24 protein-coding genes are annotated in these 26,156 nt (G+C 71.5%); 7 read left to right on the top strand and 17 right to left on the bottom strand.

Going from position 1 to position 26,156, the window contains the following annotated elements; genetic code table 11:
• The first annotated feature begins 106 nt into the window (after nt 1-106).
• On the top strand, nt 107-1,261 hold the full coding sequence (locus tag IH09_RS18940; protein WP_052857650.1) for a TDT family transporter: 1,155 nt from the start codon (nt 107-109) through the stop codon (nt 1,259-1,261).
• Nucleotides 1,262-1,315: 54 nt separating this feature from the next.
• Here the strand turns inward: IH09_RS18940 and IH09_RS18935 are convergent, their stop codons facing one another.
• The 3 genes from IH09_RS18935 to IH09_RS18925 all read right to left on the bottom strand — a co-directional run bounded on the left by IH09_RS18935 (nt 1,316) and on the right by IH09_RS18925 (nt 5,963).
• Entirely contained in the window at nt 1,316-2,068 is a 753-nt protein-coding gene (locus IH09_RS18935; protein ID WP_052857648.1) for a helical backbone metal receptor, read from the bottom strand.
• Between the two features lie 129 nt (nt 2,069-2,197).
• A complete protein-coding gene (locus IH09_RS18930; protein WP_052857646.1) occupies nt 2,198-4,810 on the bottom strand; it encodes an ABC transporter permease/substrate binding protein in 2,613 nt (870 codons plus the stop codon).
• The gene (locus IH09_RS18925; RefSeq protein WP_052857761.1) at nt 4,803-5,963 is read right to left on the bottom strand and encodes a quaternary amine ABC transporter ATP-binding protein; all 1,161 of its coding nucleotides are present in this window, start codon (nt 5,961-5,963) and stop codon (nt 4,803-4,805) included. Before IH09_RS18925 ends, IH09_RS18930 begins: the two co-directional genes overlap by 8 nt.
• A 227-nt stretch (nt 5,964-6,190) precedes the next feature.
• Between IH09_RS18925 and IH09_RS18920 the strand changes: the two genes are divergently transcribed.
• Together IH09_RS18920 and IH09_RS18915 are read left to right on the top strand one after the other, a co-directional pair.
• Nucleotides 6,191-7,102 (top strand): 5'-3' exonuclease, encoded by a 912-nt coding sequence (locus tag IH09_RS18920; RefSeq protein WP_052857644.1) that lies wholly within the window; start codon nt 6,191-6,193, stop codon nt 7,100-7,102.
• Nucleotides 7,103-7,151: 49 nt separating this feature from the next.
• The gene (locus IH09_RS18915; protein WP_052857642.1) at nt 7,152-8,006 is read left to right on the top strand and encodes an SIP domain-containing protein; all 855 of its coding nucleotides are present in this window, start codon (nt 7,152-7,154) and stop codon (nt 8,004-8,006) included.
• Nucleotides 8,007-8,103: 97 nt separating this feature from the next.
• Here the strand turns inward: IH09_RS18915 and IH09_RS18910 are convergent, their stop codons facing one another.
• Nucleotides 8,104-8,784: a MerR family transcriptional regulator gene (locus IH09_RS18910; protein WP_052857640.1), complete on the bottom strand. Its 681-nt coding sequence runs from the start codon at nt 8,782-8,784 to the stop codon at nt 8,104-8,106.
• Between the two features lie 214 nt (nt 8,785-8,998).
• Between IH09_RS18910 and IH09_RS18905 the strand changes: the two genes are divergently transcribed.
• Both IH09_RS18905 and IH09_RS18900 read left to right on the top strand, forming a co-directional pair.
• Entirely contained in the window at nt 8,999-9,982 is a 984-nt protein-coding gene (locus tag IH09_RS18905) for a hypothetical protein (RefSeq protein WP_110952412.1), read from the top strand.
• A gap of 4 nt (nt 9,983-9,986) precedes the next feature.
• Entirely contained in the window at nt 9,987-10,493 is a 507-nt protein-coding gene (locus tag IH09_RS18900) for an ABA4-like family protein (RefSeq protein WP_052857639.1), read from the top strand.
• 149 nt (nt 10,494-10,642) lie between these two features.
• Here the strand turns inward: IH09_RS18900 and IH09_RS18895 are convergent, their stop codons facing one another.
• Complete coding sequence (locus IH09_RS18895; RefSeq protein ID WP_318279486.1) at nt 10,643-11,362, bottom strand: PadR family transcriptional regulator; 720 nt, start codon at nt 11,360-11,362, stop codon at nt 10,643-10,645.
• Between the two features lie 63 nt (nt 11,363-11,425).
• Nucleotides 11,426-11,845, bottom strand: coding sequence for an L-rhamnose mutarotase (locus IH09_RS18890; protein WP_110952411.1), 420 nt, complete (start codon nt 11,843-11,845; stop codon nt 11,426-11,428).
• Nucleotides 11,846-12,215: 370 nt separating this feature from the next.
• Here IH09_RS18890 and IH09_RS18885 point away from each other — a divergent pair, with 370 nt between their 5' ends.
• A complete protein-coding gene (locus IH09_RS18885; RefSeq protein ID WP_052857638.1) occupies nt 12,216-13,316 on the top strand; it encodes an LLM class flavin-dependent oxidoreductase in 1,101 nt (366 codons plus the stop codon).
• A 67-nt stretch (nt 13,317-13,383) separates the two neighbouring features.
• Here the strand turns inward: IH09_RS18885 and IH09_RS18880 are convergent, their stop codons facing one another.
• The 11 genes from IH09_RS18880 to IH09_RS18830 form a co-directional block, all read right to left on the bottom strand.
• Complete coding sequence (locus IH09_RS18880) at nt 13,384-16,200, bottom strand: DEAD/DEAH box helicase (protein ID WP_052857634.1); 2,817 nt, start codon at nt 16,198-16,200, stop codon at nt 13,384-13,386.
• 223 nt (nt 16,201-16,423) lie between these two features.
• On the bottom strand, nt 16,424-17,389 hold the full coding sequence (gene tatC, locus IH09_RS18875; RefSeq protein WP_052857632.1) for a twin-arginine translocase subunit TatC: 966 nt from the start codon (nt 17,387-17,389) through the stop codon (nt 16,424-16,426).
• A 64-nt stretch (nt 17,390-17,453) separates the two neighbouring features.
• On the bottom strand, nt 17,454-17,753 hold the full coding sequence (gene tatA / locus IH09_RS18870; RefSeq protein WP_052857630.1) for a Sec-independent protein translocase subunit TatA: 300 nt from the start codon (nt 17,751-17,753) through the stop codon (nt 17,454-17,456).
• Between the two features lie 209 nt (nt 17,754-17,962).
• Nucleotides 17,963-18,166, bottom strand: a complete 204-nt coding sequence (locus IH09_RS18865; protein ID WP_052857627.1) for a hypothetical protein — start codon at nt 18,164-18,166, stop codon at nt 17,963-17,965.
• A gap of 56 nt (nt 18,167-18,222) precedes the next feature.
• Entirely contained in the window at nt 18,223-18,483 is a 261-nt protein-coding gene (locus IH09_RS18860; RefSeq protein WP_052857624.1) for a hypothetical protein, read from the bottom strand.
• A 40-nt stretch (nt 18,484-18,523) separates the two neighbouring features.
• Nucleotides 18,524-19,474 carry a helix-turn-helix transcriptional regulator gene (locus IH09_RS18855; RefSeq protein ID WP_052857622.1) on the bottom strand — a complete coding sequence of 317 codons (951 nt, stop codon included), beginning with the start codon at nt 19,472-19,474 and terminating at the stop codon, nt 18,524-18,526.
• Nucleotides 19,475-19,491: 17 nt separating this feature from the next.
• The gene (locus IH09_RS18850; protein ID WP_052857611.1) at nt 19,492-20,460 is read right to left on the bottom strand and encodes a helix-turn-helix transcriptional regulator; all 969 of its coding nucleotides are present in this window, start codon (nt 20,458-20,460) and stop codon (nt 19,492-19,494) included.
• A 117-nt stretch (nt 20,461-20,577) separates the two neighbouring features.
• On the bottom strand, nt 20,578-20,949 hold the full coding sequence (locus IH09_RS18845; RefSeq protein ID WP_052857609.1) for an FKBP-type peptidyl-prolyl cis-trans isomerase: 372 nt from the start codon (nt 20,947-20,949) through the stop codon (nt 20,578-20,580).
• A gap of 57 nt (nt 20,950-21,006) precedes the next feature.
• Nucleotides 21,007-21,996 (bottom strand): FKBP-type peptidyl-prolyl cis-trans isomerase, encoded by a 990-nt coding sequence (locus IH09_RS18840; RefSeq protein ID WP_052857607.1) that lies wholly within the window; start codon nt 21,994-21,996, stop codon nt 21,007-21,009.
• 136 nt (nt 21,997-22,132) lie between these two features.
• A complete protein-coding gene (gene pafA, locus IH09_RS18835; RefSeq protein ID WP_052857604.1) occupies nt 22,133-23,494 on the bottom strand; it encodes a Pup--protein ligase in 1,362 nt (453 codons plus the stop codon).
• Nucleotides 23,495-23,503: 9 nt separating this feature from the next.
• Nucleotides 23,504-24,763 carry an MFS transporter gene (locus IH09_RS18830; protein WP_052857602.1) on the bottom strand — a complete coding sequence of 420 codons (1,260 nt, stop codon included), beginning with the start codon at nt 24,761-24,763 and terminating at the stop codon, nt 23,504-23,506.
• A 228-nt stretch (nt 24,764-24,991) separates the two neighbouring features.
• Here IH09_RS18830 and IH09_RS18825 point away from each other — a divergent pair, with 228 nt between their 5' ends.
• On the top strand, nt 24,992-26,149 hold the full coding sequence (locus IH09_RS18825) for a LacI family DNA-binding transcriptional regulator (RefSeq protein WP_052857752.1): 1,158 nt from the start codon (nt 24,992-24,994) through the stop codon (nt 26,147-26,149).
• Nucleotides 26,150-26,156 lie beyond the last annotated feature (7 nt).

Here is a 26,156-nt window from a genome sequence, read left to right as displayed (position 1 = left end):
ACCGCCCGTCACGCCCCCGTCCACCCCGCTGCACATAACTCCAGCTTATGTCCCCATAGACACGATGTCCCTGGTGGGGCCGGACCGGGCGGGCGACGCTGATGCCATGGCAACACTCGCGCAAGCACCTTCCCGGTCCACGGCCGCCACCGGCGCCACCCCCGACGCGGTCCCCTCCGTCCGCCATCTCGGGCCGAACTGGTACGCCGCCGTGATGGGCACGGCGATCGTCGCCAACGCCGGCGCGACCCTGCCGCTCGACATACCGGGCCTGCGCGTGGCGTACCGGGTCGTCTGGGCGCTGTCGGCGCTGATGCTGCTGACGCTGGTGGCCGCCCGGACCGTGCACTGGGCCCGCCACACCGACCAGGCCAGGGGGCATCTGCTGGATCCGACGGTCGCGCCGTTCTACGGGTGCCTGTCGATGGCGCTGCTCGCGGTCGGCGGCGGCACCCTCGCCGTCGGCAAGGACCTGATCGGCGAGAGCGCCGCCGTCGCCGCCGACAGTGTGCTGTGGATCCTGGGCACCCTCGTCGGACTCGCGGCCGCCGCGGCGATCCCGTACCTGATGGTGACCCGGCACCGGATCGAGACCGGTACCGCCTCACCGGTCTGGATCCTGCCGCTGGTCGCGCCGATGGTCTCCGCGGCGCTCGGCCCGGCCCTGGTGCCGCATCTGCCGGCCGGCCAGTGGCAGGAGGCGATGCTGCTCGCCTGCTACGCGATGTTCGGCATGTCGCTGCTGGCCACGCTCATCATGCTGCCGGTCATCCTGGCCCGGCTGATCCACCACGGTCCGCTGCCGCTCGCCCTGACGCCGACGCTGTTTCTCGTCCTCGGCCCGCTGGGCCAGTCCACCACCGCGGTCAACAACCTCGCCGACGCCGCCCCCGGGACGGTCGACGCCTCCTACGCGCACGCGATGGGAGCGTTCGCGGTGCTGTACGGCGTGCCGGTGATGGGCTTCGCGCTGCTGTGGCTGGCGCTCGCGGCGGCCATGGTGATACGTGCGTTCCGCGGCGGGATGACCTTCGCGATGACCTGGTGGGGCTTCACCTTCCCCGTCGGCACCTGTGTCACCGGCGCCGCGGGCCTCGCCCGGCACACCGGTCTGACGGCGTTCACCTGGCTCGCGGTGGCCCTGTACCTGCTGCTGGTGACAGCCGTCGTGGTGGCCGGTACCCGCACCGCGATGGGGCTGGCCAGCGGCCGGCTCCTCGCCCCGCCGGCGAAGCCGCAGCCGCAGCCGGCCACGGCGTAACCGGGCGGGACCCCGTCCGATGACGGCGGGCTGAGGCAGGGCCGGACGCCCGCCTCAGCCCGCCGTCGTGTTCAGCGCCGCGTCCACCGCGGCCGCCAGCTCGCCGGGTGCCCGCGTCAACGACGGTCCGTACCAGGTGAGATGGCGGCCGCTGACCAGCGCGGCGGGCAGGCCGGGGAACGCCTCGGGGCCGTCCTCGGCGGTGAAGCGGTACGGCTCGTCCGGGAGGACCACGAGACCGGCGCCGCAGTCGCGCAGTTCCCCGAGCGGGATGCGCGGATAGCGGTCGGCGTGCCCGGCGTAGCGGTTGTGCACGCCGAGGCGGGCGAGGAGGTCACCGGCGAAGGTGTCCCGGCCCAGCACCATCCACGGCCGCCGCCAGACGGGCACCACGGCGGTCACCTCCGCCGGGCGGGCCGGCAGGTCGCGCCAGGCGGCCTCGGCGGCGTCCAGCCAGCCGGGACGGGGCAGCCCGCAGCCGTGCACCAGTACCCGGGCCAGTTCGCCGAGCGCCTGGTCGAGGGTGCGGATCTCGGTGACCAGCACGTCCAGCCCCGCGGCCCGCAGCGCGTCGAGGTCCTGGGGGCGGTTCTCCTCCTCGTTGGCGATCACGAGATCGGGTGCGAGGGCGGCGATCCGGGCGGTGTCGGGATTCTTGGTGCCGCCGATACGGCTTACGTCGAGTCCGGCGGGGTGGCTGCACCAGTCGGTGGCGCCGACCAGCAGCTCGGGATCGCCCGCCGCCACCGCTTCGGTGAGGGAGGGCACCAGGGACACCACACGGCGGACGGCACGGCGAGGAGTCATCCGCCCACCGTACGCGGGCGGGTGGCGCGGCGGGACGGGCCACAGGTACGGGACGGATGCGGCGAGCCCCGCCGCCGGCTCGGTGCCGGGGCGGGGCTCGCCGCGTCTGCGTCGGTGGTCCGGCGCGGGTTACTTCACCGGGGCCATCTTGTCGACGATGCCCGGGTGGGCGTCGATCCACTTCTCGACGCCCTGGTCCTCATGGCCCTTGCCGGCGTCCTGGATGGCCTGCTCCAGGCTGCCGAGCTCCTCGGGGCTCATCTTCCAGTTCTTCAGCCAGCCGTTGAACTCCGGGAACTTCTCCGGGAACGACTTGTTGGCGATGGTCTTGATCTGGTTGTTTGCGCCCCAGGTGCCCTTGGGGTCCGCGAGCTTGGTGAGGTCGTACTTGCTGTACGCCCAGTGCGGGGACCACAGGACGACCGCGACCGGCTCCTTCTTGGCGTAGGCCCGCTCCAGCTCGGCGAGCATGGCGCTGGTACCGGCCTCGGTGACCTCGAAGTCCGTCAGGCCGTACTCGGGCGCGACGACCTCCTTGAGGCGCTTCATCTGGCCGGTGCCCGGCTCGATCCCGATGATCTTGCCCTTGAACTCGTCCTTGTGCTCCCGCAGATCGTCGAGGGTCTTCACGCCCTTGACGTACGAGGGCACCGCGATCTCCAGGGACGTCTTGTCGTACCAGGCCCCGACGTCGACGAGATCGTTCTGATACTTGTCCCAGTACTGCTTCTGCGCGACCGGCAGCCAGCCATCGGTCTCGACGTCGATCTGCCCCGTGGACAGGCCGGTCCACATCGGGCCGACGTCGAGGTTGCGGATGTTCGGCTTGTAGCCGCGCTTCTCCAGGACGTTCTTCCACAGGTACGTGGTGGCGATGCCCTCGTCCCACGCGGGGTAGCCGATGTTGGGGGCCTTGCCCGCGTCCTTGCCCTTGGCGTAGTCGGCGTTCGCGGACGGGGCCAGCTTGTCGACCAGGCCCGGGTTCTTCTTGAGCCAGGCGCGGACACCGTCCTGCTCATGGCCCACGCCGGCCTTGGTGACCTCGTTCTCCAGGCTGGTGAGCTGCTCCTCGTCCAGGTGGAAGTTCTTCATCCACCCGGCGACCTGGGGCTCGTCCTTCGAGAAGCCCTTGCGGCCCAGCATGTGCAGGCTGTCACCGGAGCCGAAGGCGCCCTTGGGGTCCTTGAGCTTGGTGAGGTCGTACTTGTTGTACGCCCAGTGCGGGGACCAGAGCGTGACGGCGATCGGCTTCTTGTCGTGGATGGCGCGGTCCAGCTCGGTGAGCATCGACGAGGTGCTGGACTCCTGGACCTTGTACTCGTCCTCCAGGCCGTACGCCTTGAGGACCTTGTCCTTGAGGATCTTCATCTCGCCGGCGCCCGGCTCGATACCGGTGATCCGGCCGCCCAGCTCGCCGCCCTTGCCCTTGAGGTCGTCGAGGGTCTTGATGTCCTTCATGTAGGACGGGACCGCGATCTCCAGGGAGGTCTTGTCGTACCAGGTGCCCAGGTCCTCCAGCTTGTCCTGGTACTTCTTCCAGTACTCGGCGTGGGTCGTCGGCAGCCAGGCGTTGGACTGCACGTCGATGTCCCCGCGGGCCTGGCCGGCGAAGAGCGGACCGGCGTCCAGGGCCTGGACCTTGGGCTTGAAGCCGCGCTGTTCGAGGATTTCCTTCCACAGGAAGGTGGTGGCCCGGCCCTCGTCCCAGTTGACGTAGCCGAGGCTGATCGAGCGGCCGCCGCCGTCGCTGGCCGCGGCACCCTTGCCGGCGCTGTCCTTGCCGAAGACGCTCATCCCGCCGGCGACCAGTGCGAGCACGACCACACCGACGGTGGCGAGGGAGGTGGCGGGCTTCCAGTAGAGGAACTTCATCCCGCCGAGCGCCGCCTGCGCCTTGGCGAGCGCGCGCCGGCCGAGCGGGGAGACGCGCTGGTTGAGCGCACCGGTCATCCGGTCCAGGTACACGGCGAGGATGACGACCGACAGACCCGCCTCGGCGCCCAGCTTCACGTCCACGGAGCTGAGCGAGTTGTAGACGGAACCGCCCAGACCGCCGCCGCCGACCATGCCGGCGATGACGACCATGGACAGCGCCAGCATGATGACCTGGTTGATACCGGCCATGATCGTGGGCAGCGCCAGCGGCAGCTGCACACGGAAGAGCGTGCGCCGCGGCGGGGTGCCGAACGCCTCGGCCGCCTCGACGAGTTCCTCGTCGACCTGCCGGATGCCCAGCTCGGTCATGCGGACCGCGGGCGGCATGGAGAAGACGATGGTGGCCACGATGCCCGGGACGACGCCGAGGCCGAAGAAGAGGATGCCGGGGATCAGGTAGACCATCGCGGGCATCGTCTGCATCAGGTCCAGCACCGGGCGCAGCACCCCGCCCACCGCGCGGCTGCGGGCCGCCAGGATGCCGAGCGGGATGGCGACGGCGACCGTGATGATGCAGGCCACCAGCACCAGGGACAGCGACGACACGGTCTCGTTCCACTGCTCGATCGAATCGATCAGCGCGAAGCCGAGGAACGTCAGCAGAGCCGCCGGCAGACCGCGCAGCCACCAGGCGAGGATCGCGAGGATGCCGGCGAGGACGAGCGGTGCGGGGGCGGCCAGGACCACGTGGACCGCGTTGTAGAACCCGTTCAGGACATACGTGATGAAGTCGAAGAGCCAGGCGACGTTGTCCCGCAGCCAGTCGACGAGGCCGCTGGCCCAGCTGCCTATCTGGATCCTAGGCACCGGCGATCACCTTGCCCTCGGGGTCGCGGTCCGCGGTCCGGTGCCCGTTTTCCGGGGCCTGCGCGGCGGGGGCGGGCGGTTCCTGCTTCTTGGGCTCGCCGAGGACGGCGAGCAGCCGGCCGGCCGGTACGGCGCCGAGGACCTCGCCCCGCTCGTCGGTGACGGCGACCGGGACGGTGCTGGTCGAGCAGGGGGTGAACAGCTCGGCGATGGGGGTGTCGACGCGGGCCGTGGCGGGCGCGGCGGCGAGGAACTCCTCGGCGGTGCCGATCTTCTTGCCCTGCGCGGTGGTGGTGCCGAACACGGTGTCGGTGTCGGCCATGATCGCGCCGGCGGTGAGCACCCGGGTGCGGTCCACGTCCTGGGTGAAGGACGCGACATAGTCGTTGGCCGGGGTGACGAGGATGTCCTCGGCACTGCCGATCTGCACGATCCGGCCGTCGCGCATGACGGCGATCCGGTCGCCGAGGCGCATCGCCTCGTTGAGGTCGTGGGTGATGAAGACGATGGTCTTCTTCAGGGTCTTCTGGAGCTCCAGCAGCTGGTCCTGCATATCGCGGCGGATCAGCGGGTCGAGGGCGCTGAAGGACTCGTCCATCAGCAGCAGATCGGCGTCGGTGGCCAGCGCACGGGCCAGGCCCACGCGCTGCTGCATCCCGCCGGAGAGCTCGTCGGGCCAGGACTTCTCCCAGCCCTTGAGGCCGGTGAGTTCCAGCGCCTCGGTGGCGCGCCGCTCGCGTTCGGCCCGCGGTACGCCCTGCACCTCCAGCCCGTAGCCGGCGTTCTCCAGCACGCTGCGGTGCGGGAAGAGCGCGAAGTGCTGGAAGACCATGGAGATCTTCTGGGAGCGGACCTTGCGCAGTTCTTTGTCGCTGAGCGAGGTCAGATCCTGGCCGTCGAAGCGGACGGTCCCGGCAGTCGGCTCCAGCAGCCCGTTGAGCGTACGCAACAGCGTGGACTTACCGGATCCGGACAGACCCATGACGACGAAAATCTGGCCCTCGTCCACCTCGATCGACGCGTCGATCACCGCGGCGGTCGTGCCTTCGGACCGCAGCTCGTCGCGGCTGGCGCCGGCTTCGAGCTTGCGGACCGCGTCCTCGGGTCGTCTGCCGAACACTTTGTACAGGTGTTCGGCTTGCAGCCTGGACACATACACCTCTCTTGTCGCACGAGAAACGACCTGCCACCCCCGTAGGCAGGTCGTGGAGCGGCGCGGGTTCCGCCCGCCTATACCGGTGGAAAAATCGATATTCCGCCGGGTCCACTCCGGCTGCGCGCCTGCCCGGCCCGCCCCGCCTCAAACCGAACAGTGATCCAGTTCACATCCATGGGGCGCTTGAGCCATACGGCATCATGCGGTAGGTGACTCGACGCCTGATGCTCCTCGACACCGCTTCCCTGTACTTCCGCGCCTATTTCGGGGTGCCGGACTCGGTCCGGGCCCCGGACGGCACACCCGTCAACGCGGTGCGCGGCCTGCTGGACTTCATCGCCCGGCTCGTCCAGGACCACCACCCCGACGACCTGGTCGCCTGCATGGACGCCGACTGGCGCCCCCAGTGGCGGGTCGAGCTGATCCCCACGTACAAGGCGCACCGGGTCGCCGAGGAGGCCCCCGGGGATGCCGCGGCCCCGGCGGAGGAGATCCCGGACACCCTCGCACCGCAGGTCCCGGTGATCGAGGAGGTCCTCGACGCGCTCGGCATCGCGCGCATCGGGTCCGCGGGCTACGAGGCGGACGACGTCATCGGCACCCTGACCGGCCGGGCGGACGGACCGGTGGACATCGTCACCGGCGACCGCGACCTCTTCCAGCTCGTCGACGACCGGCGCGGCATCCGTGTCCTGTATCCGCTCAAGGGCGTCGGCACGCTCCAGATCACCGATGAGGCGTGGCTGCGCGAGAGGTACGGCGTGGACGGGCCCGGCTACGCCGATCTGGCGCTGCTGCGCGGCGACCCCAGCGACGGTCTGCCGGGCGTGCCGGGCATCGGCGAGAAGACCGCCGCCAAGCTGCTGGCCGCGTACGGCGACCTGGCGGGCATCCGGGCCGCCGCCGGCGATCCGGCCTCGAAGCTGACCCCGTCGCAGCGCAAGCGGCTGACCGAGGCGGGCCCCTACCTCGACGTCGCCCCGACGGTCGTACGGGTGGCCACCGACGTTCCGGTTCCGGACGCCGGTCACGCGCTGCCGGCCGCGCCCGCCGATCCCGAGCGGCTGGCGGCGCTCGCCGCGCGGTGGGGCTTGGGCGGATCTTTGCAGCGGTTGCTCTCCACCCTCCAAGGGTGAACTGTTAGGTTAGGTAAACCTAACCATTCACCGTGTCAGGGAGACCGCCGTGGCAGCAGAGCGTCCAGCCCGCCAGAAGCCCGTACTGCACCGCGCCGAGGTCGTGCGCACCGAGCGGCTCACCCCGCACATGGTGCGGGTGGTGCTGGGCGGTGCGGGACTGGCGAAGTTCGTGGCGGGCGAGTACTCCGACCACTACGTCAAGCTGGTCTTCCCGCTGCCCGGAGTGGCCTACCCCGAGCCGTTCGACATGGCGCGGATCCGCGCCGACTTCCCGCGCGACCAGTGGCCCAGGACCCGTACGTACACCGTGCGGTCCTGGAACGCGGAGACCGGCGAGCTGGCCGTCGACTTCGTGGTGCACGGCGACGAGGGGCTGGCCGGGCCGTGGGCGGCCACGGTGCAGCCGGGCGCGGAGGCGCTGCTGCTGGGCCCCGGCGGCGGGTACGCACCGCGGGCGGACGCCGACTGGCATCTGCTGGCGGGCGACGAGAGCGCGCTGCCGGCCATCGCGGCCTCCCTCGCGCGGATACCGGCGGGCACGCCGGTGCACGCCTTCATCGAGGTCGCGGACGGCGCGGAGCGGCAGGAGCTGGACGCACCGGCCGGCGCCGAGATCACCTGGCTGCACCGCGACGGCGCGCCGGTCGGCCGTGAACTGGTCGCCGCCGTGGCGGCGCTGGAGTTCCCGCCCGGCCAGGTGCAGGCGTTCGTGCACGGTGAGGCGGGCTTCGTGAAGGAGCTGCGGCGGCTGCTGCGGGTCGAGCGGGAGATCCCGCGCGAGGACCTGTCGATCTCCGGCTACTGGCGCCGCGGCCACGACGAGGACGGCTGGCAGGCGTCCAAGCGCGACTGGAACCGGCAGGTCGAGGCGGAGCAGGAGCCCGCGGCCGCCACCTCCTGATCCACCCGCACCACGCCCGGCCACGCGCGCCTCGGCCGCATCACCGGGCACGCACCCCCGCGCCGCGCACCGGCGCGGTACGCCCCGAGGGCGCCCGTCAGGAGGGCGTGTCCGGTCCGCCGGACACCTCCCGGGCGCCCTCGCCCGCTTCCCGGCCCTCCTCGCCGTACCGGCGGGCCGACGCGTCCATATGCGCGAGGCGGCGCATCGCCGTCAGCACCGCGTCCCCCAGTACGGTCCCGATGACCACGCTCTCCACGATCCCGTCGACCTCCGCATGGCGCCCCACGAACGCCAGATCGGCGACGGCGATCCGCTCGCACGCCGCGGCGTAGGCGTCCAGCACCTCCTCGAACTCGCCGTGCCCGAAGCCCCGGAAGGCGGCCAGCGCGACCGCGATGGCCTCGACGGACGGGTGCGCCGGTTCGATGCACCAGCCGCGGCGGCGCAGCAGCTCCAGGACCGCGCGCCGCGCCTCCTCCATCCCCGCCGGCCGCGCGGTGACCGGCGGGGTGATCGCGTCCTGCGCCGCACCCAGCACCTCGTGCACCGGCCCCGGTGAGTCGACGGCGGCGAGCACCTCGCGGACGGCCGAGACCGAGAGCCCTCCGACATCCATCAGCCCGCGGATCAGCCGCAGTCTGCGCACGTGGGTGTCGTCGTAGCTGGCCTGGTTGGGGCTGGTCAGCCGGCCCGCGGGCAGCAGCTTCTCCCGTACGTAGTACTTGATCGTCGGGACCGCCACACCCGTCTCCCGGCTCAGTTCCCCGATGCGCATCTGCCGCCCTCTCCTACGCCGGGCCGGTGCTCCGGCGTTCCGGCGTTCCGTACCGTCCGGCCGCCGCGCCGCCTCCCGGTATTTGCCAATCCGCTCCCCATCATAGATAGTCCCGCTATCAGATAGCAGAGAGCGCCACTATCCATAACTCTGCTGTCCACTCCATGGGGGCTTCATGACCAGACACCGTTCACTGCTCGCCTTCTCCTGGGCGATGGCCGCACTCGCCGTCGTCGCGGCGGCCGGCCTGATCGTCGACGACCGCGTCCTGGCCGGCGCGCCGATCTGGTTCAAACCGTTCAAGTTCGCGGTGTCGTTCGCGGCATACGGGCTCACGCTGGACTGGATGCTGTCCCGGCGCGCCGCCCCGAGCCGGGCCGGCCGGTGGGCCGCGCACACCGTCGTGGCGTCCGGGCTCGTCGAGATGGCGGTCATCACCGGCCAGGCCGTACGCGGCCGGCGCAGCCACTTCAACGTCGAAACCCCGCTGGACGGGGCCCTGTTCACGACGATGGGCGTCACCGTCGCGGTCCTGTGGGCGGGCACCCTGCTCATCGCGGTCCTCCTCTTCCGAGCCCCGCTGGGCGACCGCGCCGCGACCTGGGCGATCCGGCTCGGCCTGGCGCTGGCCCTGATCGGCCTGCTGCTCGGCGGGCTGATGCTGATACGCACCCCGGACCAGCAGGCCGCCGGGGTGCGGACCGTGATCGGCGCACACAGCGTCGGCGTCCCCGACGGCGGCCCGGCCATGGCGCTCACCGGCTGGAACACCACCGGCGGCGATCTGCGCATCCCGCACTTCGTCGGTATGCACGCGCTCCAGGCGCTGCCCCTGTTCCTGTTCGGGATCGAGGCACTGACCGGCCGGTTCGCCCGGCTGCGGGACGAGCGGGTACGGCTGCGCCTGGTGCTGGTCGCGGCCGGCTGGTGCGCCGCACTGCTCGCGCTGACCACCTGGCAGGCACTCCGCGGCCAGGCGCTGCTCCGCCCGGACGCGGCGACCCTGGTCTCGCTCGGCGCCGTCCTCGCGGCAACGGCGGCCGGGACGTACGTGGCACTGCGGCGGCGGCCCGCCTCCACCGGCAACCGGCCGCCCCGGCCGTCGGAGCCGGTCCTGCCGCCGGACCCGGCCGCCCCCGCACCACCGGCGCACACGAGCACCGAGGCATCCAACACCTCGCTCATGAAGGGGAATTGACGGGATGACCAACAGCACCCTCTTCGATCTGGCCTTCGCTCTCGCGGCACCGTTCTGGGCACTGCTGATCTTCGCCCCGGGGTGGCGGTGGACCGACCGGATCGCCGCCTCGCCGCTGCCGATGGTGCCGGTCCTCGCGGTCTATCTCGCCCTGGCCGTCCCGGTGTTCCCGCAGCTGTGGGCGGCGGTGAGCAGCCCCGGCCTGGCCGGCTTCCAGGAACTGGTGGCGCTCGGCGGCGGCGCCGGGGCGATCTGGGCGCAGGTGATCGCCTGGGACCTCTTCCTGGGGCAGTGGATGTACCGCGAGGCCCGCGCGCTCGGCGTCCACCCGCTGGTGACGGGGCCGCTGCTGGCCCTGACCGTCCTGCTCTCCCCCATCGGCGTCCTGCTCTTCCTCGGCATCCGCGCCGTCCTCCGCCTCCGCACGGGCCGCTGCCTCCAGGCGCCGGGCGGTCCCGCGCCGGACGGCACCCGCCCGAACCGCGCACCGGGCCCGACGGCCGCCCGCTGACCCGTACACACCCACCGGAGCGCGCCGCCCGGCATCCGGACGGCGCGCTCCCGGACGTCCGGGCCCGGGGCCCGGCGAAGGGCGCCCGGCCCCCTTCCCACGGGTCCGTTCGGGCCGTTGGCGCGGCCCCACCGGAGTCGTACCTCCGGTCAGTCCTCCGCCGGACCGCCCTCCAGCGCCCGCCACGCCTCGGGGATCTCCCCGCTCTCGCCCCGCTCGCGCCACTCCGCGACGCCGCTGACGGAGCCCTCCGCCAGTTCCTCACGGAAGGCGCGGATCCAGGCGATCTCGGCCTGTGTCATATGGAGTTGGTACTCCGACTCGATCAGCACGATGCGCGGCACCTTGTCGGCGAAGCCGGTCAGCGCGTCGCGGGCCGCGGCGCACTGCGATGTCAGCCGGCCGACCCGCTCGTCGAGCAGTTCGCACGCCTCGTCGAGCGGCAGCACCAGCAGCATCGAGAGCGCCGCGGCGAACGCCGGGAACTCCCTGACGGGGACGGACACCAGGTCGGCGAGCCAGTCGTGCAGTTCCTCCTGGCCGGACGGGGTGAGCCCGTAGAGCGTGCGCTCGGGGCGGCGCCCCTCGCGCTGGGTGCCGACGGGCTCCACGAACCCGTGCCGCTCCAGGCTCTGGACGACGGTGTAGAGAGATCCGTAATTAATCTTGATGGTCTCGTCCTTGCCGCGCAGCCGCAGCAGCCGGGCCATCTCGTACGGATGCATCGCCCGCTCGCCGAGCAGCGCCATCACCGCCAGCGCCAGGGGATTGCTCAGCTTCCGCCGCCTCGCCATCATGACTTTCACCCCCTCCCGCATATCCGCTCCCGAATATATCTCGACATTGGAAGGCAGGATAATACGCGACATATCGCGTATTGCAGGACACGGGCGCACCCCCGGACCGCGCCCCGTCCCGGCCGCGCCGAGGGCTCAGTCGTGGTGGAAGACCTCGCGCATCGGCGTCCACCACTCCCCCGCCACCGCTCCCTCGGTCTGCTGCTGGCAGGGGTCGGTGAGCCGCCACCACTCCCGGGTCACCGGATCGGCGGCCATCCGCGCCATATCGGCGGCGTAGTCGTCGCCGGCGTACTCGACGTACGAGAAGAGCAGATCGCCCTGGAGGAAGATCGAGTAGTTGCGGAGCCCGCAGGCGGTGATCGTCGCCAGTACGGCGGGCCAGACATCGGCGTGCAGCCGCAGATACTTCTCCCGGTGCTCGGGCCGCAGCCTGATGACCTTCCCGAAGCGCCGCACGGGCGCTGCGGCCCGGCCGGTCCCCTCGCCCGTGCCCGCGGCGGTGTCGGTGTCGGTGTCGGTGTCGGTGGCCGGAAACGTTCTGCGTGAACTCATGGCGTCCTTCCTGAAGGGAGATATCCGGTCGGCCGCGCCCACGGCCGGCGCCCGGCCGCCCGTTCACGGCCCGGCCGCCCCCGGCCCGCCGTGGGACGCGTCCTCCACCATGCGCCCGCCCCGCCCCATCCGCTCCTCCGCTGCGCCGCGAAGTGGGCCGTCCGCCACAGGAATTGGTTGACGCGGCGCACGGACGCCTGTTCAACTGGCGGTATGCCTCCTCAGCCGCGGCTGGTCACCCGCGACCACATCGACTTCGGTCGAGTGTGGTCCGCTTCCTGTTGCCGCTGACTTCTCCGTAGCGCACCACCCTTCCCCGTACGGCGATTCCGTACGCCCGCATGACCTACGAGAAGACGAGGCCGCACCCATGCCTGTCGAGTTCCTCGGCATTGCCGCAACCAACGACGGTTCCGAAGTCACCCCGCGCTCCGGCGTCTCCTTCGACAAGGACTACACGCTGAAGCTGGCCCGCGCCCACCAGGAGTACGGCTGGGACCGGGTGCTGTTCGCCTACGCTTCCGGCTCCCCCGACCCGTCCCCGGCCGCCGCCTATATCGCCGCGCGCACCGAGACCCTCCAACTCCTGGTGGCGCACCGGCCCAACGTCTCCTATCCGACGTTCGCCGCGAAGACCTTCGCCACACTGGACCGGATCAGCGACGGCCGGCTCGCCGTGCACTTCATCACCGGCGGCAACGACCACGAACAGGGCCGCGAGGGCGACACCCTCACCAAGGACGAGCGCTACGACCGCACCCGCGAGTACATCCGCCTCGTCAAGAAGATCTGGACCAGCCACGAGCCCTTCGACCACGAGGGCACCCACTACCGCTTCCACGACTTCGTCTCGGACACCTTCCCCGTCCAACAGCCGCACCCGCAGGTGTCGTTCGGCGGTTCCTCGGCGGCGGCGTACGCGGCGGGCGGTGCCGAGGCGGACATCTACTGCCTGTGGGGCGAGCCGCTGGCGCAGACCGCCGAGCAGATCGCCTCGGTCAAGGAGGCGGCGCGGGCGGCCGGCCGCACCGACGTGCCTCGGATCCAGGTCGCGTTCCGGCCGGTCATCGCGCCGACCGAGGAACTGGCCTGGGAGAAGGCGCACCGCACCCTGGAACGGATCAAGGCACGCAAGGCGGGCGGCACGCTCAGCCGCCGGCACCCGCTGACGAACCCGCAGAACGCCGGTTCGCAGCGGCTGCTCGCGGTGGCCGCCCAGGGTGAGCGGCACGACCGGGCACTGTGGACGCCGACCGCGGCGGAGACCGGCGGCGCGGGCAACTCCACCGCCCTGGTCGGCACACCGGAGACCGTCGCGCAGGCCCTGCTCGACTACTACGACCTGGGCGTGGAGATCCTCTCCGCGCGCGGTTACGACCTGCTCGACGACGCGATCGACTTCGGCCGGTACGTCATCCCGATCGTCCGCGAGGAGGTCGCCAAGCGCGACGCGGAGCGGGCCGCCGCGTAACGCGCCCGGCGCCGGACGACGGCGACGGCGCCCGGCCGGATCCCGGCCGGGCGCCGTCGCTCACCGCTCAGCCCACCGAGGAATAGGCCACGACACCGCGCAGCACACCGTCCACCGCCTTGCGGGCGGCACGTGCGACCGTGCCGCCGGGCGGGGCCGCCGCGGCGATCTGGCCGAGGACGTCGATCAGCTGCTTGCACCAGCGGACGAAGTCGCCGGCCGGCATCTCCGCTTCCTGGAGCACCTCGTCGAGGCCGGCACCGGAGGCCCAGCGGTACGCGGCCCAGGCGAAGCCGAGGTCCGGCTCGCGCTGGCCGACGCCCTCCGCCTGGTTGATCTTGTGGTTCTCCTCCAGGGCGTCCAGCCGGCCCCAGATGCGGACCATCTCCGCCAGCGCGTCCTTGGCCCGGCCGGCCGGCAGCTTGGGCGCCACCGCGTCGTCCGCCTGCCGCGCCTCGTACACCAGCGCCGAGGCGCAGGCCGCCAGTTCGGCCGGGTCGAGCCCCTCCCACACGCCGTCGCGCAGGCACTCGCTCGCCAGCAGGTCCAGCTCGCCGTAGAGGCGGGCCAGCCGGCGGCCCTCGTCCGTGACGGTGTCGCCTTCGAGGTACGCCAGCTCGGTCAGCAGGGCGCAGATCCGGTCGAAGGTGCGCGCGATGGTGTTCGTCCGCCCCTCGATCCGCCGCTCCAGCTGGCGGGTGTCCCGCAGCAGCCGGTGGTAGCGCTCGGCCCAGCGGGCGTGGTCCTCACGCTCGTCGCACCCGTGGCAGGGGTGCGCCCGGATCTCCGTACGCAGCCGCGTGATCTCCCGGTCGTCGGCGGCCGCCGAGCGGGGCTTGCGATGGCGCGACGGTACGAGGTGCCCGGCCTTCGTGCGCAGCGCGGACGCCAGATCGCGGCGCGACTGCGGGCTGCGGGCGTTGAAGGACTTGGGGATCCGCATCCGCTCCAGCGCCTCGACGGGCACCGGGAAGTCGATCGACGCCAGCCGCTTGACCTGCCGCTCGGCGGTGAGCACCAGCGGCCGCGGGCCGTCCTGCGCGTCGAAACCGCGGTAGCCGTTCGTCCGCCCCGGCGGCATGCCCGGATCCAGCACCAGCGCGAGACCCGCGTACTTGCCGGTCGGCACGTGGATGACGTCGCCGGGTTTGAGCTTCTCCAGCGCCGCCGCGGCGGCCGCCCGCTGCTGCACGGCGCCCTGCTTGGCCAGCTCCGTCTCGCGGTCCTTGAGGTTCCGCCGCAGCCGGGAGTACTCCTCGAAGTCGCCGAGATGGCAGGTCATCGAACCGCGGTAGCCCGCCAGGCCCTCTTCGTTCTTCTGCACCTGCCGCGTGATCCCGACCACCGACTTGTCGGCCTGGAACTGCGCGAAGGACATCTCCAGCAGTTCCCGCGAGCGGTGCCTGCCGAACTGCGAGACGAGATTGACGGCCATGTTGTACGACGGCCGGAAGGAGGACCGTAGCGGATACGTCCGAGTCCCGGCGAGACCGGCCAGCGCGCCCGGGTCCATACCGCGCTGCCACAGCACCACGGCGTGGCCCTCGACATCGATACCGCGCCGCCCGGCCCGGCCGGTGAGCTGGGTGTACTCACCGGGGGTGATGTCGGCGTGCTGTTCGCCGTTCCACTTGACGAGCTTCTCCAACACCACCGACCGCGCGGGCATGTTGATGCCCAGGGCGAGCGTCTCGGTCGCGAAGACGGCCTTGACCAGCCCCTTGACGAACAGTTCCTCCACGACCTCCTTGAAGGTCGGCAGCATGCCGGCGTGGTGCGCCGCGATGCCCCGCTCCAGACCTTCCAGCCACTCGAAGTAGCCCAGCACATGGAGGTCGTGGTCCGGGATGCCGGCCGTCCGGGCCTCCACTATGCGGCGGACCTTCTCCCGGCCCTCCTGGTCGTTGAGCCGCAGGCCCGAGTAGAGGCACTGCTGGACGGCCGCCTCGCAGCCCGCCCGGCTGAAGATGAAGGTGATCGCGGGCAGCAGGCCCTCGTTGTCGAGGCGGTCGATGACCTCGGCCCGGCCGGGCGTCCAGATCCGGTTGCGCTGGCGCCGCTCGCGCTCGCGGTCCGCCTCGCGCATGGTGCGGGCCCGCCGCTTGTCCCGGCCGAACGTCTGCCGGCTGTTCTCCATCCGCGCCAGCCGCTCCAGGTCGGGGTTGACCTCGCGGCGGCCGCCGCCCTGTCCGTCGCGCTCCTCGAACAGGTCGTATATCCGGCGGCCCGCGAGGACGTGCTGCCACAGCGGCACCGGCCGGTGCTCGGAGACGATCACGGCGGTGTCGCCACGGACCGTGTCCAGCCAGTCGCCGAACTCCTCGGCGTTGGAGACCGTGGCCGAGAGCGACACCAGGGTCACCGACTCCGGGAGGTGGATGATGACCTCTTCCCAGACGGCGCCCCGGAAGCGGTCGGAGAGGTAGTGCACCTCGTCCATGACCACATAGCCGAGCCCGGACAGCGACCGCGAGCCGGCGTAGAGCATGTTCCGCAGCACCTCGGTGGTCATCACGACCACCGGGGCATCGGCGTTGACACTGTTGTCGCCGGTCAGCAGGCCGACCTTGCCGGCGCCGTAGCGCTTGACCAGATCCTGGAACTTCTGGTTCGACAGCGCCTTGATGGGCGTGGTGTAGAAGCACTTGCGGCCCTGTTCCAGGGCCAGGTGGACGGCGAATTCGCCGACGATCGTCTTGCCGGATCCGGTGGGGGCCGCGACCAGCACGCCCTTCCCGGCCTCCATGGCCTGACACGCCTCGATCTGGAACGGATCCAGGTCGAAGTCGTACATCTCTCGGAAAGGGGCGAGTGCGGTGGCCTGCTCGGCCGCCCTGAGCTTGGCGGCGGCATAGCGCTCAGCAGGGGACATGTCCTCGGTCATCGTGCTTACGAGCCTACCGGCCCCCTCTGACAACGACCCGATCTTTATGAGGGCCGGTACGCGATGAGGGCCGGTACGCGCCGAACCCGTACCGGCGGCCCCCGTCTCGATACGCCCCGTCCCGCCCCCGGCAGCGGAACGGCCCCCGGCTCGAAGCGAGCGCGGGGGCCGTCATCCACGACGGACCGTGTCCCGCCGGTCACCCGGAGGGACGCCGGACGGATCAGGTCACGTCGTCGTAGCCGTTGCGGCGCGGCGGTTCGTCCTTGCCGGAGTCACCGCTCGCCTGCTCCGGGAGCATCCGGTTGGAGGCCACCGGCTCGATCTCGGCGACCGGGGCGGGCGTCAGGTCGAGCTCGGACGCCTCGTCGTCGCTCAGCTCCGCGTCCGGGTTGTTGCGCTGGCGGCGGCGGTCGTTGAAGAGGCAGATGCCGACGGCACCGAAGAACAGCAGCACTATCGGCGCGGCCAGCAGACACATGGTCAGCGGGTCACCGGTGGGGGTGGCGATGGCCGAGAAGATCGTGATGCCCAGCACCATGAACCGCCACCAGCTCAGGATCCGGCGGCCGGAGAGCACCCCGCCCAGATTCAGCAGCACCAGGAGCAGCGGCAGCTCGAAGGCGAGTCCGAAGACGATGACCATGCGGGTCACGATGTCCAGGAACTCGTCGGCCGGGAAGAGGTTGGTCCAATCGCTGGGGGTCAGTCCGACCAGCGCGCCGGCCGTGGTGGGCAGCACCGCGTAGGCGAGGTAGGCGCCGCCGAGGAAGAGCGGCGCGCCGGCGCCGACGAAGGTCAGCGCGTACTTCTTCTCGTGGGAGTGCAGGCCCGGGGCGAGGAAGGCCCAGAACTGGTAGAGCCAGATCGGGCTGGCCGCCACGAGCCCCGTGGTGAGCGACAGCTTGAGCATGATCGTGAACGGCGCCAGCAGACCGTTGGCGGTGACCTGGGCACACGGATGCGTACGCGGCCCGAGGCCGGCGGCGGTGTCGGGGCAGCCGACGGCGTCGATGACCGGACCCGTGACGAAGTGGGCGATCGCCGGGTACTGCCACATCGCCACGGCACTGATCACCACGATCGCCAGCACCGACTTCAGCAGCCGGTTGCGCAGCTCACGCAGATGCTCCGCGAGCGGCATCCGCCCGTCGGGGTCCTTCTCCTGCTTGCGGGCGGACTTGGGCAACCCACTTCCTCGTCTCGTGCGTCAGCCGCTCCCGACGTGGTCGGTGCGGCTGGGTCGGCTCAGGTCAGCTCTGGGGGGTGCGGTTCGGCTCGGCCACCGGACGCGCGCTGCTCACATCGCCGGGAGCCGCCTGGATCGTGCGCGGCACGGTCTGCTGAGCGGCGTCGGGGGCAGCCTCGGGCGCGGCACCGGCCGCGGCCTTCTCCGCCTCGCCCTCCTTCTTCATGGCCTTGGCCTCGCTCTTGAGGATACGAGCCGACTTGCCGAGCGAACGCGCCATGTCCGGAAGCTTCTTGGCGCCGAACAGCAGCACGACGACGACGAGAATCAGAATGATCTCGGTGGGCCTCAGGTTGCTGAGCATGTGCGACTACCTTCTCGCCGGGGCGGCGTCTGCTGTGGTGCCTGCCGATGGGGTCGGACTGGCGTCCTGGTGCTGCGTCGATCGTAACGTTCGGTGGTGAACGCTGGGCAATCCCTGTGCATACTCCGGATTGCCTCCCCCTGCTCGCGGTGCGGTCCGCGGGTGCAGCGTACCTCCCGGATTCCCGTCGCAGCAGGGTGCCGCAGGTGTCAGTCCCGCGTCGCCTCGTGCACCCGCGAGGCGAGCGGCGTCGCGGCCCGCTCCAGGTCCTGTGCGGCCCGCTGGATCCGCTCCGACGCCGCACCGACCTGGCGGGCCAGCCGCCGTACCTCGACGAAGACCCGGATGGCGAGGACACCGAGCACGGCGATACCGAGGAAGCCGAGGGCGACAGCGATCATGGGCCAGAGCATGGGGTGAGCCTATCGGGCGTCCGCGGAAAGCCGCGGGGTGCCGTACGGGGACGGTGTCAGCCGGTGTGCAGCCGGAGCGTACGGACCCCGCCGCCGGTCAGCAGCTCGACGATCCGCTCGCCGGCCGGCCTGCGCACCGGGCGGGCGCAGGCGGGGCAGGTGAAGGAGTAGAAGGTGGTGCGGCGGCTGCCGCCGATGGCCAGCCGGAAGGCGTCCGAGGCCAGTTCGAAGCGGCCCCGGCAGTCCGGGCAGGCCGCCTTGAAGAACACCGGCGCGGCCATCGTCGCCAGGGTGGTGGTCGCCGTCGTGGTCGTCATCCTCCGCTGCCTCCTCCGTACGGTGTCCCGGGAGCCGCGCTCAGTCGTCGTACGCCGCGAGGGCCTGCGCCGCCGCCTGCCGCGCGCTGTCGGCCAGCGCCTGCGGCGACACGATCCGGCCGTCCCGGCCCAGCCGCAGCCCCAGCCGCCGCAGCGACGCCGGGTCGGGGGTGCGCAGGGTGATGCGCAGTCCGCCGTCGGGGAGCTCCTCGGCGCTGTCGTGCGGGTAGTACTCGGCGACCCAGCGGCCGCCCGGCCCGACCTCGATGGAGACCTCGGGGTCCTCGGCGGCGGGCTGCACCAGGCCCTCCGAGAGGTCACGCAGTTCGATGGGCGGTGGGTCGGCGGGCGCGTCCAGCAGCCTGATCTCGGCGACGCGGTCCAGCCGGAAGGTCCGGCGGGCCTCCGAGAGCCGGCACCACGCCTCCACATAGGTGTGCCCGACGGCGAAGAGGCGGATCGGGTCCACCTCGCGCTCGGTCAGCTCGTCGCGGGCCGGCGAGTAGTAGCGCAGCCAGAGCCGGCGCCGCTCGGCGATGGCGCGGTCCACATCGGCGAAGACCCCGCCCTCGGATTCGAAGGTCACCGAGAGCCGGGCACTGGCGCCCGCCGCCTCGCCGGCCGCCGCCTCCAGCTTGGCGGTGGCGCGCAGCAGCGCCTGGCGGTCGCCCTCGCGCAGTCCGGGGAGAGTGGCCACGGCGCGGGCCGCGACCAGCAGGGCGGTGGCCTCGTCGGCCGCCAGCCGCAGCGGCTCGGCGACATCGTCGGGGTTGTGCCACCAGATGCGGTCGCCGTCGGTGTCGATGTCCAGGAGGTCGCCGCCGCGGAAGCTCGTACCGCACATCGGCAGGACGTCGAGGTCGGCGATCAGCTCGTCCTCGGTGATGCCGAAGGCGCGGGCGACGTCGCTGACGCGGGCGCCGGGGCGCTCGCGCAGATAGGTCACCAGGGACAGCATCCGGCGGGTCTGGTCGATCGCGTTGGTCGCCATGGGTTCTCGTGTCCCTCTCAGCCCTTGGCCACGGCGCGCAGCCGGTCCACGACATCGGCCCGCAGTTCGGCGGGTTCCAGCACCACCACGTCCGGCCCGAACTCCACCAGCCAGGCGTCGAGTCCGCGTCCGTTGGGGATCTCCAGCTCGTCCCAGCCGTCGCCCAGCGCCCGGACGGTGAGCGCGCGGGCGCGCAGCGGATAGCCGTGGTCGGCGCGGAGCTTGATCCGGGCCATACCGGTGGCGGTCTCGCCCGCCCAGCTCTCGACCGTCTCGCGGACGGTGACGTGGTCGGGCACCGGCGCGGTGAACGCCCCCTGCCGGGAGCGGACCCGGCCGGTGATCCGGGAGAGCCGGAAGACCCGCTCGGCGCGTCGGTCCCGGTCCCAGCCCGCGACGTACCAGTGGCCGCGCCAGCACTCCAGGATCCACGGTTCGACCTGCCGCGGCTCGGGGCGGGCGGCGTTGGACTTGCGGTAGTCGAAGACCACCGGGCGGCGGTCCCGGCAGGCCAGCATCAGCGGCTCGAAGGCGGCTTCGTGGGCGGGGATGCGGGGTTCGAGCGCGCTGTGCGGCGCCCCCGCGTCGAAGTCGCCGTCGTCGGCGGCCAGCGGCATCCCGGCCGCCCGCAGCTTCTGCAGCGCGCCACTGGCGGCACCGGCCAGCCGGGCCTGCTGCCAGATCTTGGCGGCCAGTCCCAGGGCGGCGGCCTCCTCCGCGTCCAGCGTGATCGGGGGCAGGCGGTTGCTGTCGCGGCGGGCGAGATAGCCGACCTCGCCGTCGATGCTGTCGACGGTCTCGATGACCAGGCCCAGCTCGCGCAGATCGTCCTTGTCCCGCTCGAACATGCGGTTGAACGAATCGTCGCTGTTCGCCTCGATGTACGCCTCGATGGACGACCGCAGTTCGCGCTTGGTCAGCGGGCGGCGCGTCCCCAGCAGGCACAGCGCGAGGTTCATCAGCCGCTCGGCCTTGGCAATCGCCATCGACGCCCTTTCTCGTGGCACTCCCGACCGTTGACCGTACCGTCCAGGCTGCTCACGGCAAAAGCCGAGGGCCCGTGCCTGGGCAGGCACGGGCCCTCGGACGTGTCGGCGGCGGTCTCAGACGGAGACCAGGTCACAGACGAAGATCAGCGTCTCGCCCGGGGCGATCCGGCCGCCGGCGCCGCGGTCGCCGTACGCGAGGTGCGGCGGAATCGTCAGCCGGCGGCGGCCGCCGACCTTCATGCCCTGCACACCCTGGTCCCAGCCGGAGATGACCTGGCCGGCCCCGAGCTGGAACTGGAGCGGCCTGCCGTGGTTCCAGCTCGCGTCGAACTCCTCGCCGGTGCTGAAGGCGACGCCGACGTAGTGGACGGCGACCGTGGCCCCGGCCTGCGCGACCGGCCCGTCACCCTCCCACAGGTCCACGATTTCCAGCTCGGTGGGAGCCGGGCCCTCGGGGAATTCGATCTCGGGCTTGTCGATGCTCACGAATGTGCTCCTACTTACGAATCACGACGATTACTGCGACAGTCTGGCAGACCGCGGTCAGACGGTGCCGACGACGTCGACCACGAAGACGAGGGTGTTCTTCGCCAGCTCGTGCTGCGGGCTCGCGCCGTAACCCAGCTTCGGCGGGATCACGATCTCCACCCGGTCACCGACGTGCTTGCCGACCAGGGCCTTGTCCCAGCCCTGGACGACCTGACCCGTGCCGATCTGGAAGGCGGTCGCGCCACCGTGGTCCCAGGACGAGTCGAACTTCTTGCCGTCCTCCCACTTCACACCGGTGTACTGCGCGATCAGCCCGTCACCGGCCTTCACCTCGGGGCCCTTGCCCTTGATGAGGACCTGCTCCTTGAGATCGGTCGGCGCCTTCTCCCCCTTGGGGACGGTGATCGTCGCGGCCTTCTCGTCCGCGGCCTTCACCTCGGGCATACCGCTCTCCGGCGCCGCCTGCTCACCCTCGGCCTTGGCCTTCTTGTCGACCTTCTTCGCGCCGACCACATCGACGACCCACACCAGGCCGTCCTCGGGCTTGATGCCCGACTGCGGGTTCAGCCCCTCGCCGATCAGCGCCTTGGCGGTGCCCTCGACCTCGAAGCGGCTGCCGACCTTCTGCCCGGCCACCGCGGACATCACCTTCGGCGGCAGCATCTGCTGGGTCATCTGGTCGGTGACCTCGCTGACGACCTGGGTACGCGGCGCACCCGCCTTGGCACCGGGCTGCGGCGTCCAGCTGCTGCCGAGGTTCTGGCCCTTCATCGTCTGTGCGGCGAAGTCCAGCCGGACCAGATCACCCTTCTTGACTACCTCGCCCTTGCCCTCGATGAGGTTCTTGGTGACGGCCTTGTCGGCGGGCTTGGCGTCCTTGGGCACGGTGATCTCGGGCTTCGCCCCCTCCTTGCCCTCCACCTTGACGACGGCTCCGTCGGACGAGCCCTTGCCGTCGTCGGACCCGCAGGCAGCGGTGAACAGCAGGATGGGCACGGTCAGCGCCGCGGCGGCGGCGCGACGGGTGTTCTTCGTGAGGTTCATCAGTCCAACTCGGGATCGTGGGGTGGGTGGGCAATGCCCGCCACTCTACGACCTGTCCTCAGAGGCGTTTCCCGGTGCGACACAGCAATGTGCCGAGAACCCACAGGCCCTCGGCACACCACGGCATTCCCTCCGGTTACATCCCGGCGATCAGCTTCTCCACCCGGTCGTCCACGGACCGGAACGGGTCCTTGCACAGCACCGTGCGCTGCGCCTGATCATTGAGCTTGAGATGCACCCAGTCGACCGTGAAATCACGGCGCTGTTCCTGCGCCCGGCGAATGAAGTCGCCGCGCAGCCGGGCCCGGGTGGTCTGCGGCGGTACCGACTTCCCTTCGAAGATCTTCAGATCGTTGCAGACCCGCGCCGCCTGTCCCTTCCTCTCCAGGAGGTAATACAGCCCCCGGCGGCGGTGGATATCGTGATATGCGAGATCTATCTGCGCCACCCGCGGGTGGGACATGGTGATGTTGTTCTTCGCCCGGTACCGCTCGATGAGCTGATGTTTCATCACCCAGTCGATCTCGGTCGAGATACGGTCCAGGGCCTGGTCCCGGATCGCCTCCAGCGTGCGGCCCCACAGTTCCAGGACCCGCTCCACGGTGCCCGTACGGATTCCGCGGCGCTCGCAGAAGTCGACGGCTTTCTCGTAATACTCCTGCTGGACTTCGAGGGCCGAGGCTTCCCGGCCGCTGGCCAGCCGCACCTTGCGCTGGCCGGTGATGTCGTGGCTGACCTCGCGGATGGCCCGGATCGGGTTCTCCAGCGTCAGATCGCGCATCACCGTGCCCGCCTCGATCATGCGCAGGACGAGATCGGTGGCCCCGACCTTGAGCAGCATGGTCGTCTCGGACATGTTGGAGTCGCCGACGATGACGTGCAGCCGGCGGTAGCGCTCGGCGTCGGCATGCGGTTCGTCGCGGGTGTTGATGATCGGGCGGGAGCGGGTCGTCGCGGAGGAGACACCCTCCCAGATGTGCTCCGCGCGCTGGCTGACGCAGTAGACCGCGCCCCGCGGGGTCTGCAGCACCTTGCCCGCGCCGCACAGCAGCTGACGGGTGACAAGGAAGGGAATGAGGATGTCCGCGAGCCGGGAGAACTCGCCGTGGCGGGCGACGAGATAGTTCTCGTGGCAGCCGTAGGAGTTACCGGCGGAATCGGTGTTGTTCTTGAAGAGATAGACGTCGCCCGCGATTCCCTCCTCGTGCAAGCGGCGTTCTGCGTCGACGAGCAAGCCTTCGAGAATGCGTTCACCGGCCTTGTCGTGGGTGACCAGCTCGGTCACGTTGTCGCATTCGGGAGTTGCGTATTCCGGATGCGAACCCACGTCGAGGTACAGGCGGGCGCCGTTCCGCAGGAAGACATTGCTGCTGCGGCCCCATGACACGACACGGCGGAAGAGGTACCGCGCCACTTCGTCAGGCGACAGTCGGCGCTGTCCCCTGAACGTGCACGTGACGCCGTACTCGTTCTCCAGCCCGAAAATGCGGCGGTCCATGACTGAACATTACGCCTGATGGCCTGCTCTGAAACCGGGTTCGACAGCCCCGTTTCGATCATTTTCCGCCGGTCCCGCGCCGTCCTCGTGCGGCCCGGGATCCCCCAGGAAGCGTTTCGTCGACAAAAGAACGAGCAGCGCGGCGATCCCCCCGGCGCCCGCCACCGCGAATCCGGCCCTCGCCCCGCCGTGCTCCACCGCCGGCCCCACCACCGAGGTGCCCACCGCCGAGCCGACTCCGAAGGTCGTCACCAGCCACGAAAACGCCTCCGTCACCGTGCCCTTGGGCGCGTGCCGGTCCACGACCACGAACGCGCAGGCCAGGGCGGGCGCCAGGAACACCCCCGCGACACCGGTCAGCGCCGTCATCCCGACGACCCCCGGAGTCAGCGCCAGCGGCAGATACCCCAGCGCCAGCAGGGCGACGAGCAGCCGCAGCCGGTTCTCCGGCAGCCCCGGCCACGCGCGGGCGCCGTAGACGACGCCACCGGCCAGCGCGCCGGCCCCCAACGCGGAGAGCAGCCAGCTGGAGACCATGCCGCCGCCGTGCTCATCGGCGTACGCCACCGCCGCGACCGCGATGGAGCCGAGCGCCAGCCCGACGAAGAAGAACGCGCCGATCAGCACCAGCAGCCCGGCGGAGCGCAGCGCGCCCAGCCAGTGCGCCTCACGCGGCGCGCTGCGCCACTGCCGAGACGGCGGGGAGAGCACGACGGAGAGCGCGCCGAGCACCCCGATCAGGTTGATGACCAGCAGCGCGAACCGCTCCGACCAGACCGCCACGCACAGCGTGACCAGCAACGGTCCCACCGCGAACATGACTTCCTGCGCGACCGCGTCCAGCGCGTACGCGGCGTGCACCCGGTCCGCGCGCTTGAGCACCCCGGGCCACAGGGCCCGCAGACCGCCCTCCAGGGGCGGCGTGAAGAGACCGGCGATCACCATGGCGACGAAGGCGAGCCACAGCACGTCGAGGCCGACGGCGGCGAGCAGCGCCATCCCCAGTGCGGAGAGGACCGAGGCGGGCAGCATCACCCGCGGCTGCCCGTAGACGTCCACGGCCCGGCCGAGCAGCGGCTGACCGATGGCGTTGGAGATCCCGTAGACCGCGGAGAGCACACCGGCGAGCGCGTAGCTGCCGCCCTCGGCGCGGACGAAGAGCACCACGGCGAGCGCCGCGGTGGCGTTCGGCAGCCTGCCGACCAGGGTCCCCGCCAGCAGCCGGGCCGCGTGCCGGGTCCTGAGCAGCTCCGCATATCCCGCGGCCATTCCTGCCCCTTTCCGTTTTCCGTCCGGTTCCGTCTGACTTCGTCCAGATCAGCCGGACGTGTTACGTATAACGTGCGGCGTAATACGTACCATGACGGCAGCTCGCGGGTCCACCCCGCAGCGGAGAGCGCAAGGAGCGAACCACCGGTGACCAGCGACAAGGACCCGACACGGGCCCACCGCGAGCCGCCCCGCCGGCCCCCCGGGGAGACCGGACGGCCGGCCGCGGTGGCGCAGGCGGGGCCGGGAGCGGCACCTCCACCGGACGCCCCGGGCACCTCCGACGAATCGAGCACCCCGGGTACGTCCGCCGCCCCGCCCACTGCGCCACCGGCCGCCCCGCGCACCACCAGCCGGGACGTCGCCCGCGCCGCCGGGGTCTCCCAGGCCGCCGTCTCCCTCGTCCTGGGCGACAAATGGCGTGGCCGGGTCTCCCCCGCCAAAGCCGAAGCCGTCCGCGCCGCCGCCCGTGATCTGGGCTACCGCCCCAATCTCGCGGCCCGCAACCTGCGCATGGGACGCACCCGCACCGTGCTCCTCGTCGTCCCCGCCCTCACCACCGAGTTCTACGCCCGGGTCTACACCGGAGCGGCCCGGGTCGCCGCCGACCACGGTTTCGGCGTGGTGCTCTACCCGTCCCCCGAGGGCATCGGACCGGCCCGCGACCCCTTCGCCTCCGCAGCGGCCACCCTGGACGGCGTGCTCGCCTCGTCCATGGCCGCCGACGCGCTCACCGCCCTGCGCACCGCCGGACTGCCCCTGGTGATGCTGGACAGCGACCCGGACGACGAGCGGGCCACCGCCACCGTGAACCTCGACATCGCCGGCGGCGTCCGGCAGTTGGCGGCCCATCTGCTCGGCCTCGGCCACCGTCATCTCGCCCATCTCGCGGCCGATGTGGACTCCTGGACCTTCGCGCTGCGCGCCCGCACGCTCGGCGCGGCGCTCGACGAGGCCCCGGGGGCCGTGCTGCGCCGCGAGCCGGCCGAGCTCAGCGTGGCGGCCGGTCTGCACGCGGCGCACACCGTACTGACCGGCCCCGGCCCGCGCCCCACGGCGCTGCTCTGCGACGACGACATCCTGGCCGCCGGCGCGCTCAAGGCCGCCCGCCGACTGGGCCTGCGGGTACCGGAAGACGTCTCGGTGACCGGCTTCGACGATCTGGCCCTCGCGGTGGCGGTCGAGCCGGAGCTGACGACCGTGCGGCTGCCCGCCGAGGAGTTCGGCGAGGCCGGTATGCGGGCGCTGCTGGCGGTACTCGACGGCGGCCCGGCCGCGGTCCCCGCCCTGCCGGTCGAGCTGGTCGCCCGGGGCTCCACGGCCCCGCCGGCGGGCGCCGGTATTCCGTCCCGGACCGGGAACGCCGCGCGCCCCGGCGGGCGTTGACCCACCG

Origin of the sequence: Streptomyces celluloflavus (assembly GCA_000720995.1) — a bacterium.
In the GTDB taxonomy this organism is placed as follows: domain Bacteria; phylum Actinomycetota; class Actinomycetes; order Streptomycetales; family Streptomycetaceae; genus Streptomyces; species Streptomyces celluloflavus.
This window is presented reverse-complemented; position numbering and strand designations above follow the sequence as displayed.

What these genes read in the sequence shown, in the direction of transcription:
- IH09_RS18940 (WP_052857650.1), top strand. Translation starts at nt 107, where the DNA reads ATGGCAACACTCGCGCAAGCACCTTCCCGGTCCACGGCCGCCACCGGC.
- IH09_RS18935 (WP_052857648.1), bottom strand. Translation starts at nt 2,068, where the DNA reads ATGACTCCTCGCCGTGCCGTCCGCCGTGTGGTGTCCCTGGTGCCCTCC.
- IH09_RS18920 (WP_052857644.1), top strand. Translation starts at nt 6,191, where the DNA reads ATGCTCCTCGACACCGCTTCCCTGTACTTCCGCGCCTATTTCGGGGTG.
- IH09_RS18910 (WP_052857640.1), bottom strand. Translation starts at nt 8,784, where the DNA reads ATGCGCATCGGGGAACTGAGCCGGGAGACGGGTGTGGCGGTCCCGACG.
- IH09_RS18905 (WP_110952412.1), top strand. Translation starts at nt 8,999, where the DNA reads ATGGCCGCACTCGCCGTCGTCGCGGCGGCCGGCCTGATCGTCGACGAC.
- IH09_RS18900 (WP_052857639.1), top strand. Translation starts at nt 9,987, where the DNA reads ATGACCAACAGCACCCTCTTCGATCTGGCCTTCGCTCTCGCGGCACCG.
- IH09_RS18895 (WP_318279486.1), bottom strand. Translation starts at nt 11,362, where the DNA reads ATGTCGCGTATTATCCTGCCTTCCAATGTCGAGATATATTCGGGAGCG.
- IH09_RS18890 (WP_110952411.1), bottom strand. Translation starts at nt 11,845, where the DNA reads ATGAGTTCACGCAGAACGTTTCCGGCCACCGACACCGACACCGACACC.
- IH09_RS18885 (WP_052857638.1), top strand. Translation starts at nt 12,216, where the DNA reads ATGCCTGTCGAGTTCCTCGGCATTGCCGCAACCAACGACGGTTCCGAA.
- IH09_RS18880 (WP_052857634.1), bottom strand. Translation starts at nt 16,200, where the DNA reads ATGACCGAGGACATGTCCCCTGCTGAGCGCTATGCCGCCGCCAAGCTC.
- tatA (WP_052857630.1), bottom strand. Translation starts at nt 17,753, where the DNA reads ATGCTCAGCAACCTGAGGCCCACCGAGATCATTCTGATTCTCGTCGTC.
- IH09_RS18865 (WP_052857627.1), bottom strand. Translation starts at nt 18,166, where the DNA reads ATGCTCTGGCCCATGATCGCTGTCGCCCTCGGCTTCCTCGGTATCGCC.
- IH09_RS18860 (WP_052857624.1), bottom strand. Translation starts at nt 18,483, where the DNA reads ATGACGACCACGACGGCGACCACCACCCTGGCGACGATGGCCGCGCCG.
- IH09_RS18855 (WP_052857622.1), bottom strand. Translation starts at nt 19,474, where the DNA reads ATGGCGACCAACGCGATCGACCAGACCCGCCGGATGCTGTCCCTGGTG.
- IH09_RS18850 (WP_052857611.1), bottom strand. Translation starts at nt 20,460, where the DNA reads ATGGCGATTGCCAAGGCCGAGCGGCTGATGAACCTCGCGCTGTGCCTG.
- IH09_RS18840 (WP_052857607.1), bottom strand. Translation starts at nt 21,996, where the DNA reads ATGAACCTCACGAAGAACACCCGTCGCGCCGCCGCCGCGGCGCTGACC.
- pafA (WP_052857604.1), bottom strand. Translation starts at nt 23,494, where the DNA reads ATGGACCGCCGCATTTTCGGGCTGGAGAACGAGTACGGCGTCACGTGC.
- IH09_RS18830 (WP_052857602.1), bottom strand. Translation starts at nt 24,763, where the DNA reads ATGGCCGCGGGATATGCGGAGCTGCTCAGGACCCGGCACGCGGCCCGG.